Origin of the sequence: Bradyrhizobium yuanmingense (assembly GCF_025200905.1) — a bacterium.
GTDB lineage: Bacteria > Pseudomonadota > Alphaproteobacteria > Rhizobiales > Xanthobacteraceae > Bradyrhizobium > Bradyrhizobium yuanmingense.
On sequence record NZ_CP104173.1, the window covers coordinates 4657955 to 4673404 of the forward strand.

General features: G+C 65.5%; 20 protein-coding genes. 8 read left to right on the top strand and 12 right to left on the bottom strand.

The window, feature by feature from the left end; translation table 11 throughout:
• The first annotated feature begins 63 nt into the window (after positions 1 to 63).
• Genes N2605_RS21995 through N2605_RS22005 form a run of 3 tightly spaced genes read left to right on the top strand, consistent with a single transcriptional unit; the run spans position 64 to position 1286 of the window.
• Positions 64 to 399, top strand: coding sequence for an ArsR/SmtB family transcription factor (locus N2605_RS21995; RefSeq protein ID WP_036012825.1), 336 nt, complete (start codon positions 64 to 66; stop codon positions 397 to 399).
• On the top strand, positions 396 to 857 hold the full coding sequence (locus tag N2605_RS22000; RefSeq protein WP_036027779.1) for an SRPBCC family protein: 462 nt from the start codon (positions 396 to 398) through the stop codon (positions 855 to 857). Before N2605_RS21995 ends, N2605_RS22000 begins: the two co-directional genes overlap by 4 nt.
• A 15-nt stretch (positions 858 to 872) precedes the next feature.
• A complete protein-coding gene (locus N2605_RS22005) occupies positions 873 to 1286 on the top strand; it encodes a GFA family protein (RefSeq protein ID WP_036012827.1) in 414 nt (137 codons plus the stop codon).
• A gap of 67 nt (positions 1287 to 1353) precedes the next feature.
• Here N2605_RS22005 and adhP read toward each other — a convergent pair whose 3' ends face one another.
• From adhP to N2605_RS22060, 11 genes are all read right to left on the bottom strand, one after another.
• Positions 1354 to 2379, bottom strand: coding sequence for an alcohol dehydrogenase AdhP (gene adhP, locus N2605_RS22010; protein ID WP_036027781.1), 1026 nt, complete (start codon positions 2377 to 2379; stop codon positions 1354 to 1356).
• Positions 2380 to 2518: 139 nt separating this feature from the next.
• Complete coding sequence (locus tag N2605_RS22015) at positions 2519 to 2929, bottom strand: DUF2000 family protein (RefSeq protein WP_036012829.1); 411 nt, start codon at positions 2927 to 2929, stop codon at positions 2519 to 2521.
• Positions 2930 to 2995: 66 nt separating this feature from the next.
• Positions 2996 to 3385, bottom strand: coding sequence for a DUF4189 domain-containing protein (locus N2605_RS22020; protein ID WP_036012830.1), 390 nt, complete (start codon positions 3383 to 3385; stop codon positions 2996 to 2998).
• A 202-nt stretch (positions 3386 to 3587) separates the two neighbouring features.
• Positions 3588 to 5192: an NTP transferase domain-containing protein gene (locus tag N2605_RS22025; protein WP_036027785.1), complete on the bottom strand. Its 1605-nt coding sequence runs from the start codon at positions 5190 to 5192 to the stop codon at positions 3588 to 3590.
• Positions 5189 to 5890, bottom strand: a complete 702-nt coding sequence (locus N2605_RS22030) for an XdhC family protein (RefSeq protein ID WP_036012841.1) — start codon at positions 5888 to 5890, stop codon at positions 5189 to 5191. The genes N2605_RS22025 and N2605_RS22030 overlap by 4 nt, the downstream gene beginning before the upstream one ends.
• A 2-nt stretch (positions 5891 to 5892) precedes the next feature.
• Complete coding sequence (locus N2605_RS22035) at positions 5893 to 6216, bottom strand: XdhC family protein (protein WP_025037240.1); 324 nt, start codon at positions 6214 to 6216, stop codon at positions 5893 to 5895.
• Between the two features lie 10 nt (positions 6217 to 6226).
• The gene (locus N2605_RS22040) at positions 6227 to 7429 is read right to left on the bottom strand and encodes a vWA domain-containing protein (RefSeq protein WP_036012843.1); all 1203 of its coding nucleotides are present in this window, start codon (positions 7427 to 7429) and stop codon (positions 6227 to 6229) included.
• Between the two features lie 139 nt (positions 7430 to 7568).
• Positions 7569 to 8492 (bottom strand): AAA family ATPase, encoded by a 924-nt coding sequence (locus tag N2605_RS22045; protein WP_036027789.1) that lies wholly within the window; start codon positions 8490 to 8492, stop codon positions 7569 to 7571.
• Between the two features lie 62 nt (positions 8493 to 8554).
• Entirely contained in the window at positions 8555 to 9361 is an 807-nt protein-coding gene (locus tag N2605_RS22050; protein WP_036012847.1) for an FAD binding domain-containing protein, read from the bottom strand.
• Positions 9362 to 9388: 27 nt separating this feature from the next.
• The gene (locus N2605_RS22055) at positions 9389 to 9874 is read right to left on the bottom strand and encodes a (2Fe-2S)-binding protein (RefSeq protein ID WP_014494194.1); all 486 of its coding nucleotides are present in this window, start codon (positions 9872 to 9874) and stop codon (positions 9389 to 9391) included.
• A gap of 149 nt (positions 9875 to 10023) precedes the next feature.
• Positions 10024 to 10470 carry an SRPBCC family protein gene (locus N2605_RS22060; protein WP_036043583.1) on the bottom strand — a complete coding sequence of 149 codons (447 nt, stop codon included), beginning with the start codon at positions 10468 to 10470 and terminating at the stop codon, positions 10024 to 10026.
• Between the two features lie 172 nt (positions 10471 to 10642).
• Here N2605_RS22060 and N2605_RS22065 point away from each other — a divergent pair, with 172 nt between their 5' ends.
• The 3 genes from N2605_RS22065 (at position 10643) to N2605_RS22075 (ending at position 13299) form a co-directional block, all read left to right on the top strand.
• The gene (locus N2605_RS22065) at positions 10643 to 11998 is read left to right on the top strand and encodes a 3-carboxy-cis,cis-muconate cycloisomerase (protein WP_225157076.1); all 1356 of its coding nucleotides are present in this window, start codon (positions 10643 to 10645) and stop codon (positions 11996 to 11998) included.
• Positions 11999 to 12013: 15 nt separating this feature from the next.
• Positions 12014 to 12796 (top strand): 3-oxoadipate enol-lactonase, encoded by a 783-nt coding sequence (pcaD, locus tag N2605_RS22070; protein ID WP_225124767.1) that lies wholly within the window; start codon positions 12014 to 12016, stop codon positions 12794 to 12796.
• Positions 12797 to 12906: 110 nt separating this feature from the next.
• Positions 12907 to 13299 carry a carboxymuconolactone decarboxylase family protein gene (locus N2605_RS22075; protein WP_024340834.1) on the top strand — a complete coding sequence of 131 codons (393 nt, stop codon included), beginning with the start codon at positions 12907 to 12909 and terminating at the stop codon, positions 13297 to 13299.
• Here N2605_RS22075 and N2605_RS22080 read toward each other — a convergent pair.
• Positions 13261 to 13800, bottom strand: a complete 540-nt coding sequence (locus N2605_RS22080; RefSeq protein WP_225114410.1) for a hypothetical protein — start codon at positions 13798 to 13800, stop codon at positions 13261 to 13263. The genes N2605_RS22075 and N2605_RS22080 overlap by 39 nt on opposite strands.
• 153 nt (positions 13801 to 13953) lie before the next feature.
• Here N2605_RS22080 and N2605_RS22085 point away from each other — a divergent pair, with 153 nt between their 5' ends.
• Complete coding sequence (locus tag N2605_RS22085; RefSeq protein WP_260343163.1) at positions 13954 to 14325, top strand: hypothetical protein; 372 nt, start codon at positions 13954 to 13956, stop codon at positions 14323 to 14325.
• Between the two features lie 205 nt (positions 14326 to 14530).
• Positions 14531 to 15448: an ABC transporter permease subunit gene (locus N2605_RS22090; RefSeq protein ID WP_109143253.1), complete on the top strand. Its 918-nt coding sequence runs from the start codon at positions 14531 to 14533 to the stop codon at positions 15446 to 15448.
• Positions 15449 to 15450 lie beyond the last annotated feature (2 nt).

Consider the following 15450-nt stretch of genomic DNA (forward strand, 5'->3'; position numbering starts at 1 on the left):
GGGCGGCGACTGTCCAGACGGATTAGTGTTGACTAATGCATTAGTATCCGCTAATTTGATGGCATGATCGAAGCCACCCCAAACCCCGTCACCACCGTGATGCGCGCCCTTGCCGATCCGACCCGCCGCGCCGTGTTCGAGCGTGTGTTCGAGAGCAAAGAGATCAGCGTCGCCGAGCTGACGCGCGGCAGCGGCGTCACGCAAGGAGCCGTCTCGCAACACCTGAAATCGTTGAAGCAAGCGGGCCTCGTCGCCGAGCGCGCCGAGGGCCGCAACGTCTATTACCGCGCCGCGCCGCAGGGACTCGAGCCGCTGGTCACCTGGATGGACCATTACGGCGTCTTCTGGCGCGAGCGTTTCCGGAACCTGCGTGACCTCTTGAAGGAGATCGACCCGTGAGTGCTGCCGCGTTGAAAGCCGACACAAGAGACATCGTCATCGACGAGGTCTTCCCTCACACAGCCCAGACGATCTGGAAGGCGCTGACCAGCGGACAGCTGATCGGGCGCTGGCTGATGCAGCCGACCGGCTTCGAAGCCGTCGAAGGCAAGGCCTTCACCTTCCAGACCACCCCGGGGGGCAACTGGGACGGCGTGATCCATTGCCGGGTTCTGGAGGTCGTGGCTTTCAGCCGCCTCGTCTACGCCTGGAAAGGCGGCGACGAGCGCAACACCGGCTATGGCGCCCCGCTCGACACCGTCGTGACCTGGTCCCTCACCCCGGTCGAAGCCGGCACGCGGATCCGCCTCGTGCATGCGGGCTTCGTCCTGCCCAGGAACGAGTCGGCCTACACGGTGATGAGCGGCGGCTGGAAGAAGGTCGTTCGCAAGCTCGACGAGATCAGCGGCGAAGGTTGAGTGGGAGATATTGCGATGGAGAAGCCCTATACCGGCGGCTGCGCCTGCGGCGCGATCCGCTATTCGATTGAAGGGGAGCCCCTCTTCAGCAATCACTGCCAATGCCGCGACTGCCAGCGGGAAAGCGGCAGCGGCCATGGCTCGTACGCGACCTTCGCGCGCGCCGGCGTCACGCTGACGGGCGATGCCAGGCACTGGGACATGGTCGCCGACAACGGCAAGGTGAAGACCCGCGGCTTCTGCACACAATGCGGCGTAGCTGTCTACATGACCTTCGCGGCGCAGCCTGACGTGTTCACGATCCGGGCGGCAAGCCTCGACGAGCCCGCCCGTTACAGGCCGCAGGCGGTGACCTTCGCCGCGCGCGGCCATGAGTGGGATCCTCTCGACCCTGGCCTGGTGAAGTTCGACGGCATGCCGCCAGGGTAAAGCGCCAGATTCTTGTTTTGACGCGTTTTCTTAACGCGAACCGGTGTCCACTTCGCTCGAAAACGCTTTAGCCAAAATCCAGCACCATGCGACCGTCGATCTTGCCGGCCCTCATCCGGTCGAAGACGTCGTTGATCGCTGCGAGCGGCACCTTGGTCACCTCGGCCTTGACCTTGCCGTCGGCGGCGAACGCGATGGCTTCGTCGAGGTCACGCCTCGTGCCGACGATGGAGCCGCGCACGGTGATGCGCTTGAGCACGACGTCGAAGATCGGTGTCGGGAATTCGCCCGGCGGCAGGCCGACGAGGCTGACAGTGCCCTTGCGACGCACCATCTTGAGCGCCTGAGCGAATGCAGCAGTCGACACCGCCGTCACCAGCACGCCATGCGCGCCTCCCCCACTCGCCGTCAGCACCTTCTCCACTGCACCATCCGCCAGCGCGTTGACCGCGAGATCGGCACCGGTTTCACGCGCCAGCTCCAACTTGTCCTCGGCGATATCAACCGCGGCGACCTTCAGCCCCATCGCCTTGGCGTATTGGATCGCGACATGGCCGAGCCCGCCGATTCCGGAGATCACGACCCACTCGCCGGGCTTGGCCTCGGTTTCCTTCAATCCCTTGTAGGTGGTGACCCCAGCGCAGAGGATCGGCGCGATGGCCGCGAAATCGATCGTCGCCGGCAGCTTGGCGGCGAACGCGGCCGAAGCGATGACATATTCGGCAAAGCCGCCGTTGACGCTGTAGCCGGTGTTGTGCTGGTGCTCGCACAGCGTCTCCCAGCCGGTCTCGCAATATTCGCACGACATGCAGGCGTCGTGCAGCCAGGCGACGCCGACGGCATCGCCGACTTTCAGATTCTTCACGCCGGGCCCGAGCGCGGCGACGATGCCGGCGGCTTCATGGCCGGGGATGAAGGGCGGCACCGGCTTCACCGGCCAGTCGCCGGAGGCGGCGTGCAGATCGGTGTGACAGACGCCGCAGGCCTTGACCTTGACCAGAACCTCGCCCGGACCGGGCTGCGGCACCGGCACGTCCTCGATCACCAGCGGCTTGCCGAATTGCTTGACGATTGCGGCTTTCATGGTCGGCATCGGTCTGCTCCTTGTGCTTTGTGAAGCAGAATAGCGACGCCGCCTGGCGCACCCTTGAGGAGAGTCAAAAAGCACAATGTTTGCGCAATGGCGGGTCCATCATGACACCCCGATGACGCCGCGCGGTGCTCTCGATCTGTCAGCTATGGAACTTGAGACCGTCGACGATCTTGTCGATCACCTTCCGCTCGGCGCGCATCGCAATGCCGACGAGATTGAGGTCGCTACGCGCAACCGCCCTCACCGCCTCGCGGTTGGCGCCATCATGTGTCGTCTTGAACATGTCTTCGGTATAGACCGCCGCCTTGACGTTGCGGGCGAGCGCGCGGTCCAGCGCGCGCGACAGCGCCGGACCGTCGGCGCCATAGATCAGGATCGGTTGGCCGATCAGTGCATGATACTTCGTGCCCGAGGCGTCCTCATAGGCTTCGCCGATGCATTCCGGAAAGGCCGCGGCGATGCCGCTGGTGAGGAAGGAGGCTACGTTCAGCTTCTGCCAGGCCTGAAGATCGGTACGGATCACGACCGCGATCTTGGTGTCGAACTGCATGTATGCCTTCCGCTGTCATTCCCGAGGCGATGCTACGCAACGCCCGATCACGACAGCAAGAGAAAATCACCCCTTGGCGTCACAGGCCCAGGCGCGGATCACGCATTCCTTGCCGCCGTATTTGTAGCATTCACGCGTGGCGGCGTTGAGCGAGGCGGAAATGTTCGGCTTGACGGCATAGCCGTAGGCGCCGCAGGGATTTGTCATATCGACCGACATCGCGGCACAGGCGCGCTTCATCGTCACGGTGGTGCAATCGCCCTTGCACTGCTTCTGCGCGGCGGCGCGGGCCTCGTGCTCGTGGCCATAATCATAGGCCTGGCCATAAGCGCCGCATTTGCCGACCGCGATGGCGCCGGCGGCCTCGGCTTCTGTCGTATGGCGCGCGCCGGATGCAAAGACGGACAGCGCAAGGAAAAACATCGCGCAACGGCGCGCGACGATGTTCGAAGCCATGGAAAACCCCTCCCCCCAAGGCAGGTGGAGGCGAGTCTAAGCGGCGGTCGTTTCCAGATGGTGAACGGGTGGTTGAAATCGGCAGGCTTGGAGGATGCCGTAGTCCCGTAGGGCGGATTAGCGAAGCGTAATCCGCCTCTTTTGTTTCCGCGGAGAAACACAGCGGCGGATTACGCCTTCGGCTAATCCGCCCTACGCACCTTCAGCCCCGCCGTGCCGCCTCCAGCGCCTGCGGCGTGTCGATGTCGAGGAAGGCGCTCTCGCCGTCGACGGGCACTTCGGCGACCGCCTCGGTGTGCTTGGCGATCAGATGCCGCGCGCCGATGTCGCCGTCGAGCGTCATCAACTCCTTGAAGAAGCGGCGCGACCACAGCACCGGGTTGCCGCGGCGGCCCTCGCTGACGGGAACGACGATGAGATTGCCGCGGTCGGGCGCGAAACTGTCGATCAGCCTGTCGATCAGGCCGGCGTCGATCAGCGGCATGTCGCCGAGACACACGACGGCGCCATCGCAGGTCTCGGGAACGGCGGCGATGCCGGCCTTCACCGAACTGGCGATGCCGCCGGCGAAGTCCGGATTGCGGACGAATGTCACCTTCAGGCCTTGTAGCGCCTGCTCGACGAGCTCGGCCTGATGGCCGGTGACGACGATCACCTCGGATGCCCTAGAGGCCAGCGCCTGCTCGGTCGCGAGGCGCACCAGCTTCTTGCCGTCGAGCTCGGCGAGCAGCTTGTTCGGCCCGCCCATCCGGGTCGAGCGTCCCGCCGCGAGCACGATGGCCGCGACCTGGCGGTTGCCCTCGGTCTCCGGCTTGGCGCGCGGCTGCGGCCGCGTCACGATCTCCATCAAGAGGCCGCCGACGCCCATGCCCATCAGCTCGGAGCGGGTCACCTTGATGCCGGCGAGAAGCCGCATTACGACCCAGTCAAAACCGTTCTCGACCGGCGAGCGCGCGCAGCCCGGCGCGCCCAGCACCGGCACCTCGCCGGCGCGGGCGATCAGCAGGAGATTTCCGGGGTCGACCGGCATGCCGAAATGCTCGATCTCGCCGCCGATTCCGGTGACGGCCGCCGGAATCACGTCGCGGCGGTCAGCGATCGCGGATGCACCGAACACGATCACGAGCTCGGCGCCCAGGCCGAGCAATTCCTTGATCGCAGCCGACAGCGCCTGCTCCTCGTGCGGGACCCGGCGCTCGGCGATGATGCTGGCGCCGGCTGGCGCCAGCCGTTCGGCAGTGACGCGCAGGGTCTTGTCGATCACCTTGGTGGACAGGCCCGGCAGCAGCGTCGAGACCACGCCGACGCGCTTGATCACGTAAGGCGCGACCTTCAGCACGTCCTTGCCCGCCGCCTTCACCGCGGCATCGCGCAAACTCGCCTCGACGCCGAACGGGATGATCTTGACGGTTCCGACCATCTCGCCCTCGACCACCGGCTTGTAGGCGGCGAGCGTGGCAAAGGTGATGGCTTCGTCGATGTTGTTGATGCGGTCGACCGCGGCGCGATCGATCACCAGCACGCCCGCTCGCGCGGCGAACAGATTGGCACGGCCGGTGAAAGCGCGCTCGACATGGATGCCCTCGCCGCCGATGGCGAGCGCGATGCTGGCGGCGGCAACGTCCTCGGAGACGTCGCCCGCCTCCATGCGCACCACGACGATGTCCTTGATGCCGGCGCGCTCCAGCGCCTCGACCTCGGCAGGTCCGATCGTCGTGCCCTTCTTCAGCACCAGCGATCCCTGGCGCAGGGTGTGGACGGTCACCCCGCCAATTGCATCCCTGGGGCTCGCCGGGCCGAACTTCATGCCGCTTCTTCTTTTTCCTTGGGAGGCAGCCGAAGCACGGCCGTGATCTCGGCCATGATCGCCACCGCGATCTCGGACGGCGAGACCGCGCCGATCGCTAGCCCGATGGGCGCGTGGATGCGCGCGATGTCGCTTTCCTTGGCGCCCTGCGCCCGCAACCGGTCGCCACGCTTGGCATGCGTCTTTCGCGAGCCGAGCGCGCCGATATAGAAGCAGTTGCGCTCGAAGGCGTGCAGCAGCGCGGGGTCGTCGATCTTGGGATCGTGCGTCACCGCCACGAACGCGGTGTAGGCATCGACATTGAGCGGCGGCAGCGCAGTATCGGGCCATTCGGCGATCAGCGGAATGTCGGGGAAGCGCTCGGGGCTTGCAAAGGCCGTGCGCGGATCGACCACGGTGACGTCATAGCCGAGCGAGCGCGCCAGCGGCGCGAGCGCCTGGCTGATATGGACCGCGCCGATGATGACGAGCTTTGCCGTCGGGGCGTAGACGTTGAGAAACAGCTTCTTGCCGCCGGCCTCGACGCTGGCGCTCTTGCCCATGCGAAGCTGCTTCTCCAGCTCGGAGCGCAGCGGATCCCCGGCGAAATCCTTCGCCTTCACCAGCCGCTGCTCGCCGCTCTCGGTGTCCGTCACCAGAATGACCGGCCGGCGCGCGGCGCGCTCGGCATTGAGTTCGTGCAGGATCTGGAGCTTCACGGCTAGCCGACCTTCTCGACGAAGACGCGGATGGTGCCGCCGCAGGACAGCCCCACGTTCCAGGCGGTCTCGTCGGCGACGCCGAATTCCAGCATCTTCGGCTTGCCGCTCTGGATCACATCCATGGCCTCCGTAACCACTGCGCCCTCGACGCAGCCGCCGGAGACGGACCCCAGGAACGTGCCTTCGTCGTTGATGACGAGGCTGGAGCCCGCCGGGCGCGGCGCCGAGCCCCAGGTTTCGACAACCGTCGCGAGCGCAACGCCACGGCCGGCCTTCTGCCAGTCCTCCGCCGCCTTCAGGATGTCCTCGTCGCGATCGAGCATGGCTGGCCTCTCAAGCTGCGGAGCGGATCAGGCTGCGGTGATGCGGCGGCAGCGGCTGGGAGAGCGTCGTGATCAGCTCCTGGATCGAACTCAAATTATGTACCGGGCGGAATTCGTCAACGTGGGGGAGCATCATTTTGATGCCCTGCGCCTTGGCCTCGAAGCCGCCAAACCGCAGCAGCGGGTTCAGCCAGATCAGCCGCCGGCAGGACCGGTGCAGCCGGTCCATCTCGAAGGCGAGCTTGGAATCGGCCTCCCGCTCCAGCCCGTCGGAGATCAGGAGCACGATGGCGCCCTGGCTCAGCACCCGGCGCGCCCACAATTTGTTGAAGTTGTGCAGCGAGGCCGAGATACGGGTGCCGCCGGCCCAGTCCTCGACCGAGGCCGAGCAGCTCGCCAGCGCCTCGTCCGGGTCGCGCTGGCGCAGCGCGCGGCTGACATTGGTGAGGCGCGTGCCGAACAGGAACACCGAGACGCGCTTGCGGGCATCCGTGATGGCATGCAGGAAATGCAGGAACAGGCGGGTGTATTCGCTCATCGAGCCCGAGATGTCGAGCAGTGCCACGATCGGCGCCGGCTTCTCGATCCGTCCGAGGCGATGAATGTCGATGATGTCACCGCCGGTGCGCAAGGAGGCGCGCAGCGTGCGGCGGAGGTCGAGGCGCAGGCCGCGCGCATCGGGCCGGCGCCGGCGCGTCAAGAGCTCGGCCTGCGGCAACCTCATCCGCTCGATGGCACGGAGCGCCTCGGCGATCTCCGCCGCGCTCATCTGCGCAAAATCCTTCTTCTGCAGGATCTCCTTGTCGGAGACCGACAGGCGCAGATCCTGCTCCTGGTGCTGCGGCGTCTCGGTCATGCGAGGCTGCGCCATCGCCTCCTGGACGCGGCGGGCGCCGGCCTGGGGCTTCTTCTTGGCCTCGTCCGGCAGCGGCACCGAATCCAGCATGTGCTTCCATTCTTCCGAGGCGCGGAAGAACAGGTTGAAAGCCTGCTTGAAGATCAGCGCATGCTCATGGCGCTTGACGAAGATCGCCTCCAGCGTGGTGAAGACGTCGGATCGGCTGCCGATGTCGATCACTTGCAGCGCGCTCATGGCATCGATGACAGCGCCCGGCCCGACCGGCAGGCCGGCCGCACGCAGCGCGCGGGCGAAGCCGACGATGTTGTCGGCGAATTGCTCGCTCTTTTCGGGGGCAAGGTGGTTGATGGCCATGGTCTATCCTCGCACCGTCATTCCGGGGCGCGCCACTTGGCGCGAGCCCGGAATCCATTCATCCACCGTCGCCGCTGCCCGATGGATTCCGGGCTCGCGACTTCGTCGCGCCCCGGAATGACGAGCTAGTTACGACGCGTCAATTCTCGCTCGTCGCGTCCTTCAGCACCTTCTGCAGCGTGTCGCCCTGCATCCGGGTGATGTCGTCCTGGTACTTGAGCAGCGCGCCCAGCGTGTCGCCGACCACTTGCGGGGTCAGCGAGCGGGCATCGAGCTCCGACAGCGCGGTAGCCCAGTCGATGGTCTCGGCAACGCCCGGCGACTTGTAGAAGTCCTGGTTGCGCAGCGCCTGCACGAAACGCACGACCTGCTGCGACAGCTTGGCGGAGATGCCGGGTACACGTGTCTTGACGATCGCGAGCTCGCGCTCGGCGGCGGGATAATCGACCCAGTGATAGAGGCAGCGCCGTTTCAGCGCGTCGTGGATCTCGCGGGTGCGGTTGGAGGTGATGATGACGATCGGCGGGTGCGGCGCCTTCACGGTGCCGAATTCGGGGATGGTCACCTGGAAGTCACTGAGGATCTCGAGCAGGTAGGCTTCGAACGCCTCGTCGGCACGGTCGAGCTCGTCGATCAGCAGCACCGGCGGACCGGCGACATCAGGCTCCAGCGCCTGGAGCAGCGGCCGCTTGATCATGTAGCGGTCGGCGAAGATGTCGCTCGAAAGCTGATCGCGATCAGTGTCGCCCGCGGCTTCCGCCATCCGGATCGCGATCATCTGCGACGCGCTGTTCCACTCATACACCGCGGAGGAAACGTCGAGGCCTTCATAGCACTGCAGGCGGATCAGCTTCCGCCCCAGCGCCGCCGAGAGCACCTTAGCGATCTCGGTCTTGCCGACGCCGGCCTCACCTTCCAGGAACAGCGGTCGGCCCATACGCAGCGACAGATACGTCACCGTCGCCAGCGAGCGCTCAGCGAGATAGCCGCGCGACGTCAGGAGTTCGAGCATCGCATCGACCGATGCCGGCAAAGCACCGGAAGAAGTGGCCGCTGAAGTCATGGAAAAGCCAGTCTCGCTACGCCCTCACCGGGGACAGGTCTGGACCGAGGAATGAGGTCAGCTCATTCCTTGGCATTGGCGGCATCGACGGCGCGCCGCGTCAGCACGCCGATGAGATGCGCGCGGTATTCGGCGCTGCCGTGGATGTCGCTGTTGAGGCCTTCTGCCGGTACCGCGATGCCCTCCAGCGCCTTCGAGGCGAAGCGCTTCTTCAAGGCTTCCTCGAATGCGGTGACGCGGAACACGCCTTCGGAGCCCGCACCGGTGACCGCAACGCGCACGTCCGAAGGACGCCGCGCCACGAACACCCCGACAAGCGCATAGCGCGAGGCCTGGTTGCGGAACTTGACGTAAGCGGCCTTCTTCGGCAGCGGGAACATCACCTTGGTGATGATCTCATCCGCTTCGAGCGCGGTCGTGAACAGGCCCTGGAAGAACTCTTCCGCCTTGAGGCGGCGCTTGTTGGTGACGATGGTGGCCCCGAGCGCGAGCACCGCGGCCGGATAATCGGCAGTCGGATCGTTGTTGGCGAGCGAGCCGCCGATCGTGCCCTTGTGACGCACGGCGGGATCGCCAATGCCGCCGGCGAGATTCGCCAGCGCCGGAATGGCTTCACCGACGATGGCGGAGGTCGCGACCTCGGCATGCTTGGCGGTGGCGCCGATCACGAGCGAGCGGCCCTTCATCTCGATCGCATTGAGCCCCTCGATGTGGGAGAGGTCGACCAGATGCGGGGGACTGGCGAGGCGCTGCTTCATGACGGGAATCAGCGTGTGGCCGCCGGCGATCACCTTGGCGTCCTCGTTCTTCACCAGGAGGTTGGCCGCCTGGCGAACGGTCCCAGGGCGATGATATTTGAATTCGTACATCTGTATGTCCTGATCGCGGGAGGCGCGTTACGCGAGGTCGGATTTGGCCATCGCCTTCGCGCCGGCGGAGATCGAGGCGACGATGTTCTGGTAGCCCGTGCAGCGGCAGAGATTGCCTTCGAGCTCCTCGCGAATGGTGTGGTCGTCGAGCTCGTGGCCCTTGCGGTGCACGATGTCGATCGCAGTCATGATCATGCCGGGCGTGCAGAAGCCGCACTGCAGGCCATGGTGCTCGCGGAAGGCCTCCTGCATCGGATGCAGCGGCGCGCCGTCCGCAGCCAGCCCCTCGATCGTCTTGACCTCGTGGCCATCGGCCATCACCGCAAGCGTGGTGCAGGACTTCACGGCCTTGCCGTCGAGATGCACGACGCAGGCGCCGCACTGCGAGGTGTCGCAGCCGACATGGGTGCCGGTCAGCCGCAGATTCTCGCGCAGGAATTGCACCAGGAGCGTGCGGGGATCGACATTGGCGGTGACTGGATTGCCGTTCACGATGAGGGAGATTTTTGCCATAAGCACTCTCTGTCAGCACCCCGACGGGTCCCGTCGAAGCGGTTCTTATAATTATTCCAACCCATCATATGGGCCATTATGCCCCGGGGCAACATCGCCCCGGGCGCAAGGCGCCATGCCGAAGGCGCTACCCTAAAGGTATTGGACCTTCAGCCCTGTACGGCCTTGGCGAAGTTCGCGAAAAACTCATCGGCAAGCTTCTTGGCGGCGCCGTTGATGAGGCGCTGGCCGAGCTGCGCCAACTTGCCGCCGATCTGCGCCTCGACGTCGTAGGAGAGCAGCGTGCCGCCGTCCTTCTCGGCGAGCTTGACGGTCGCGCCGCCCTTGGCGAATCCGGCCACCCCGCCCTCGCCCTCACCGGAGATCTTGTAGCCGTTCGGCGGGTCGAGATCGGACAGCGTGACCTTGCCCTTGAAGCGCGCCGACACCGGCCCGACCTTCATCTTCGCCGTCGCGCGGAAGCCGCCGTCGTCGGTCTTCTCCAGCTCCTCGCAGCCGGGGATGCAGGCCTTCAGCACCTCGGGATCGTTGAGCTTGGCCCACACGGCCTCGCGCGGCGCTGCAAGCTGGACTTCGCCGTTCATCGTCATGGCCATGAGGGTGCCTCCCGGATCGCGTAACTATAGTGCTGATCAAGTAACGCAGCGGCGCGGCAAAGAAAAGGCCGGCGCCCGGTCACGTGCAATGCATATTCGCAACTGCAAAATGACGTGTGCGGGCGGTGGGGGATTGGCACGGCCGGGCCATGATGATTAGGTCGCGCGCAACATGAGCACATCCATCTCCCCCCTGCTCGCACCGATGCTGTCGAGCGCCGCCATGCGCGTGGTCTGCGACGATCGGTCGACCTTGCAGAACATGCTCGATTTCGAGGCAGCCTTGGCACGGGCCGAGGCGGCCAGTGCGGTGATTCCCGCATCCGCCATCGGACCAATCGAGGCGGCGTGCAAGGCCGATGGCTTCGACATGGCCGCACTGGCCGAGGCCGCGACGCGGTCGGGCAATCTCGCGATTCCCCTGGTCAAGATGCTGACCGCCAATGTTGGCAAGAATGACGCGGAGGCCGCGCGCTACGTGCATTGGGGCGCGACCAGCCAGGACGTCATCGACACCGCGACCATGCTTATGCTTCGCGCCGGCATCGCGGCGCTGGATGCCGACCTCAGCCGTGCCATCAAGGGCTTTGCCGCGCTGGCGCGCAGCCATCGCAACACCCCGATGGTGGCGCGGACCTGGCTCCAGCATGCGCTGCCGATGCCGTTCGGGCTGAAGGCCGCCGAATACGCCTCGAGCCTTGCCCGCGCCCGCTGCCGCCTGCGGCGGCTCTCCCGCGAGGGCCTCGCGCTGCAATTCGGTGGCGCTGCCGGCACGCTCGCTGCGCTCGGCGACAAGGGGCTCGCGGTGGCCGAACGGCTGGCGCAGGAGCTCGACCTGCCGCTGCCCGAGGCGCCCTGGCATACCCATCGCGACCGCATCGCCGAGGCCGCATCCTGCTTCGCCATTCTCGCCGGCAGCTGCGGCAAGATCGCGCGCGACGTCTCGCTGCTGATGCAGACCGACGTCGCCGAAGCGTTCGAGCCCGCCGGCGAAGGCCGCGGCGGCTCCTCGACCATGCCGCACAAGCGCAACCCGGTCGCCGCCGCAAGCGCGCTGGGCTCTGCCACCATGGCCCCGCAGCTCGCCGCGACGATCTTCGCCGCCCAGGTGCAGGACCACGAACGCAGTGCCGGTCCCTGGCACGCGGAATGGCCGACGCTGCCGCAATTGATGCTGGTCACATCAGGCGCGCTGGCTGCCGTCGTCGACATCGCCGAGGGTCTCGAGGTCGATGCAGCGCGCATGCTCCGCAATCTCGATGCGACGCATGGCTTGATCATGGCCGAGGCCGTCACCTTCGCGCTCGCCGAAGCCATCGGCAAGAGCAACGCGCATCATCTCGTCGAGGCCGCGAGCAAGCGTGCCGTCGCCGAGAAGAAGCATCTGCGCGAGGTGCTGTCGGCCGATTCGCAAGTCATCGCGCACCTTTCGCCGGAAAAAATTGCGGCATTGTTCGAGCCGATGGCCTATCAAGGGGCGTCACAGGCGCTGATCGACCGGCTGCTCGACAACCTCGATCAAGATTAAGAACGGAGACGCCGCATGCCCATGATCGATGCCGACGGATGCCTGCTCAACGTCTCCGTCGAGGGCCGCGACGGCGGGCCGACCTTGATGCTGTCGAACTCGCTCGGCTGCACGCTGCAGATGTGGGAGCCGCAGATGAAGGCGCTGACGCAGGTGTTCCGTGTCATCCGCTACGATCGCCGCGGCCACGGCAAGTCGAACGTCCCGCCTGGCCCCTACACGATGGAGCGGTTCGGCCGCGACGTGCTCGCGATCCTCGACGACCTCAACATCGAGAAGGTGCATTGGTGCGGCCTGTCGATGGGCGGCATGGTCGGGCAATGGCTCGGCGCCAATGCGCCCGAAAGGTTCGGCAAGCTGATCCTCGCCAACACGTCCTGCTACTATCCCGATCCAACTAACTGGCACAACCGCATCAAGGCGGTAAAGGAGGGCGGCATCGCCGCCGTCGCCGATGCCGTGATCGCGGGCTGGCTCACCCAGGATTTCCGCGAGCGCGAGCCTGCGATCACCGCGAAGATGAAGTCGATGCTGCTCGCCTCGCCTGTCGAGGGCTATCTCGCCTGCTGCGAGGCGCTGTCGACGCTCGACCAGCGCGCGCTGCTGCCGAAAATCAAGAGCCCGACGCTCGTGATCGCCGGCCGCCACGACGTGGCGACGCCGATCTCGGCGGCCGAATTGATCCGCTCCAGCATTCCCGGCGCCAGCATGACGATCATCGACGCCGCGCACATTTCGAACGTCGAGCAGCCGCATGCGTTCACGGATGCGGTGGTGGGGTTCCTGACGCAGCGCTAGCAACAACCGTCATTGCGAGGAGCGTAGCGACGAAGCAATCCAGTCCGTCTCCGCGGACACATTTCTGGATTGCTTCGCTGCGCTCGCAATGACGAAAGAGGAGGAACAGAATGGACGACCAGAAGCGCCGCGATGCCGGCATGAATGTGCGCCGCAAGGTGCTGGGCAATGCCTGGGTCGACAAGTCGATCGCGAACCGCAATGCCTTCAACACCGACTTCCAGGACCTGATCACCCGCTACGCCTGGGGCGAGATCTGGACGCGGCCGCATTTCGACGAGCGCACGCGGCGCGTGCTGGTGATCGGCACCATGGTCGCGCTCGGGCAATGGGACGAATTCCGCCTGCACGTGCGTGCGGCGCTGGCCGAGGGCGGCTTCACGCCCGACGACATCAAGGAGATCCTGCTGCAGCAGGCGATCTATTGCGGCGTGCCGGCGGCGAACCACGCCGTCAAGGAAGCCTCAGCGATTGTGCAGGAGCTCGGCCTGCTCAAGACCTAGAGGCTGAAGATTCGGCGGCGCGGCGACCTTGGCCGCCTTCGACGCTGCCTCCGGCTTCTCGATCACGAGCACGACGGCGGCACCGAGCAGCATCAGGAGCTCGGTGGCGTGGAGCCGAAGCGCGGCCATCTCGCCGACCTTCGAGGCCATCACCATGCTGGCAAAGGAGATCAGGCTGCCGATCGCGAGCGCAATACCGAGCGCCTCGTCGCTGCCGCCGCCCTTCCGGGTGCGGGGAATGCAGAGCAGCACGAGGTAGATCGCAAAGAACGCCACCACGGTCAGCCGTCCGAGCGCCAGCAGCCAGGCGGCACGCACCGTGTCCATGCCCGCCATCTGCAGATGGTCGCTCAGATACAGCGCCACCGCGACGCTCGGCCGCTCGTAGAGGCCGCGCACGGGCGCGACGATGATGCTGAAGGCTATGAGGCTCCAGACAGGAATGAAATAGGCCGCCAGCAGCGCGCCGTTGACCGAGCCGATCCGCCAATTCCTGAACATGCCGCTTCCCGCCTGGTTGCCGAGCCTTCGATGGAAGGCGGCGGCCATGCCGGAGCTAACTCGCATCAGACTGTGGCGGCAATTTAAACCCTTTGTTTACCTTAACTGCCCGCCCGCCTTCGTCATTCCGGGGCGGCTTGCAGGAGCCGAACTATGGTGCGCAATTGCGCACCTGAGAATCTCGAGATTCCGGGCCTGCTGCTGACGCACCATCCCGGAATGACGGGCAAACGATTGCCCCAAGAAAAAAGGCCCCGCCTTCCGGCGGGGCCTCTCCTCACTCCTGGGCTCCCAAACTCGCTATTCCTGGTCGCGCTGGCCGCCCTGCTGTTGGCCGGGCCGATCGCCCTGGCGCGGATCCTGCTGCTGCTGTCCGGGTTTCTGACCACCGCCCTGCTGCTGCCCGGGGCGCTGCTGGCCGGGGTTCTGACTCTGCTGGCCCGGATTCTGGTTCTGCTGCTTCGTCATTCGGGAAACTCCCTTGTTGGACGTCAGGGACGAGATAACGGACAGCATCCACTTTAGTTGCCCTGCGGAACCCGGTTCCTCGCAGCTGCGGGAACCCGAGTGCGAAATCATTCTGTACAAGCCTTATTGACGAGGCTTGGCCAGTTGCAGCCGCCAGTTCCCTCCTGTTACAAAACCTGCCGAACGCTCAAGGGCTGCCGGGGCCCAAGAACTCTCTGCAAGAGCTCCCTTTGAGCCGCGTCAAGTTTGGGTACGGCAGCTTATGGATTATTTCGCCCAGCAGCTCATCAACGGTCTCGTGCTCGGCTCAATCTACGGCCTGATCGCGATCGGCTACACGATGGTCTACGGCATCGTCGGCATGATCAACTTCGCCCATGGCGACGTCTTCATGATCGGAGGCTTCATCGCCCTCATCACCTTCCTGATCCTGATCTCGCTCGGCCTCACGGCCATTCCCCTGATCCTGCTCGTAGTGCTGCTGGTGTCGATGGCGATCACGGCGCTCTATGGCTGGACCATCGAGCGTATCGCCTACCGGCCGCTCCGCCATTCCTTCCGCCTCGCCCCGATGCTGTCGGCCATCGGCATGTCGTTCGTGCTGACGAACTATTCGCAAGTGGCGCAAGGCGCTCGCGTCAAGCCGATCCCGCCCTTCATCACCGGCGGCTACACGCTGCACGAGAGCCAGGAGGGCTTCGTGATCCAGCTCTCCAACATTCAGATCATGGTGGTCATTACCACCATCGTGCTGCTGGCGATCTTCACCTGGCTGGTGTCGAGCACCCGGCTCGGCCGCGACATGCGCGCCTGCGAGCAGGATCAGACCATGGCGGCGCTGCTCGGCGTCGACGTCGACCGCACCATCTCCATGACTTTCGTGATCGGCGCGGCGCTCGCCGCCGTGGCGGGCCTGATGTACCTGCTCTATTACGGCCTGGTCGACTTCTTCATGGGCTTCGTCGCCGGCATCAAGGCCTTCACCGCCGCCGTGCTCGGCGGCATCGGCTCGCTGCCAGGCGCCATGCTCGGGGGGCTTTTGATCGGCCTGATCGAGACGCTCTGGTCGGCCTATTTCTCGGTCGAATACAAGGACGTCGCGGCGTTCTCGATCCTGATCGTCGTGCTGATCTTCATGCCGACCGGCCTGCTCGGCCGTCCCGAAGTCGAGAAAGTCTGACG

What these genes read in the sequence shown, in the direction of transcription:
- N2605_RS21995 (WP_036012825.1), top strand. Translation starts at nt 64, where the DNA reads ATGATCGAAGCCACCCCAAACCCCGTCACCACCGTGATGCGCGCCCTT.
- N2605_RS22005 (WP_036012827.1), top strand. Translation starts at nt 873, where the DNA reads ATGGAGAAGCCCTATACCGGCGGCTGCGCCTGCGGCGCGATCCGCTAT.
- adhP (WP_036027781.1), bottom strand. Translation starts at nt 2,379, where the DNA reads ATGCCGACCATGAAAGCCGCAATCGTCAAGCAATTCGGCAAGCCGCTG.
- N2605_RS22015 (WP_036012829.1), bottom strand. Translation starts at nt 2,929, where the DNA reads ATGCAGTTCGACACCAAGATCGCGGTCGTGATCCGTACCGATCTTCAG.
- N2605_RS22020 (WP_036012830.1), bottom strand. Translation starts at nt 3,385, where the DNA reads ATGGCTTCGAACATCGTCGCGCGCCGTTGCGCGATGTTTTTCCTTGCG.
- N2605_RS22025 (WP_036027785.1), bottom strand. Translation starts at nt 5,192, where the DNA reads ATGAAGTTCGGCCCGGCGAGCCCCAGGGATGCAATTGGCGGGGTGACC.
- N2605_RS22035 (WP_025037240.1), bottom strand. Translation starts at nt 6,216, where the DNA reads ATGCTCGATCGCGACGAGGACATCCTGAAGGCGGCGGAGGACTGGCAG.
- N2605_RS22040 (WP_036012843.1), bottom strand. Translation starts at nt 7,429, where the DNA reads ATGGCCATCAACCACCTTGCCCCCGAAAAGAGCGAGCAATTCGCCGAC.
- N2605_RS22045 (WP_036027789.1), bottom strand. Translation starts at nt 8,492, where the DNA reads ATGACTTCAGCGGCCACTTCTTCCGGTGCTTTGCCGGCATCGGTCGAT.
- N2605_RS22050 (WP_036012847.1), bottom strand. Translation starts at nt 9,361, where the DNA reads ATGTACGAATTCAAATATCATCGCCCTGGGACCGTTCGCCAGGCGGCC.
- N2605_RS22055 (WP_014494194.1), bottom strand. Translation starts at nt 9,874, where the DNA reads ATGGCAAAAATCTCCCTCATCGTGAACGGCAATCCAGTCACCGCCAAT.
- N2605_RS22060 (WP_036043583.1), bottom strand. Translation starts at nt 10,470, where the DNA reads ATGGCCATGACGATGAACGGCGAAGTCCAGCTTGCAGCGCCGCGCGAG.
- N2605_RS22065 (WP_225157076.1), top strand. Translation starts at nt 10,643, where the DNA reads ATGAGCACATCCATCTCCCCCCTGCTCGCACCGATGCTGTCGAGCGCC.
- pcaD (WP_225124767.1), top strand. Translation starts at nt 12,014, where the DNA reads ATGCCCATGATCGATGCCGACGGATGCCTGCTCAACGTCTCCGTCGAG.
- N2605_RS22075 (WP_024340834.1), top strand. Translation starts at nt 12,907, where the DNA reads ATGGACGACCAGAAGCGCCGCGATGCCGGCATGAATGTGCGCCGCAAG.
- N2605_RS22080 (WP_225114410.1), bottom strand. Translation starts at nt 13,800, where the DNA reads ATGTTCAGGAATTGGCGGATCGGCTCGGTCAACGGCGCGCTGCTGGCG.
- N2605_RS22085 (WP_260343163.1), top strand. Translation starts at nt 13,954, where the DNA reads ATGGTGCGCAATTGCGCACCTGAGAATCTCGAGATTCCGGGCCTGCTG.
- N2605_RS22090 (WP_109143253.1), top strand. Translation starts at nt 14,531, where the DNA reads ATGGATTATTTCGCCCAGCAGCTCATCAACGGTCTCGTGCTCGGCTCA.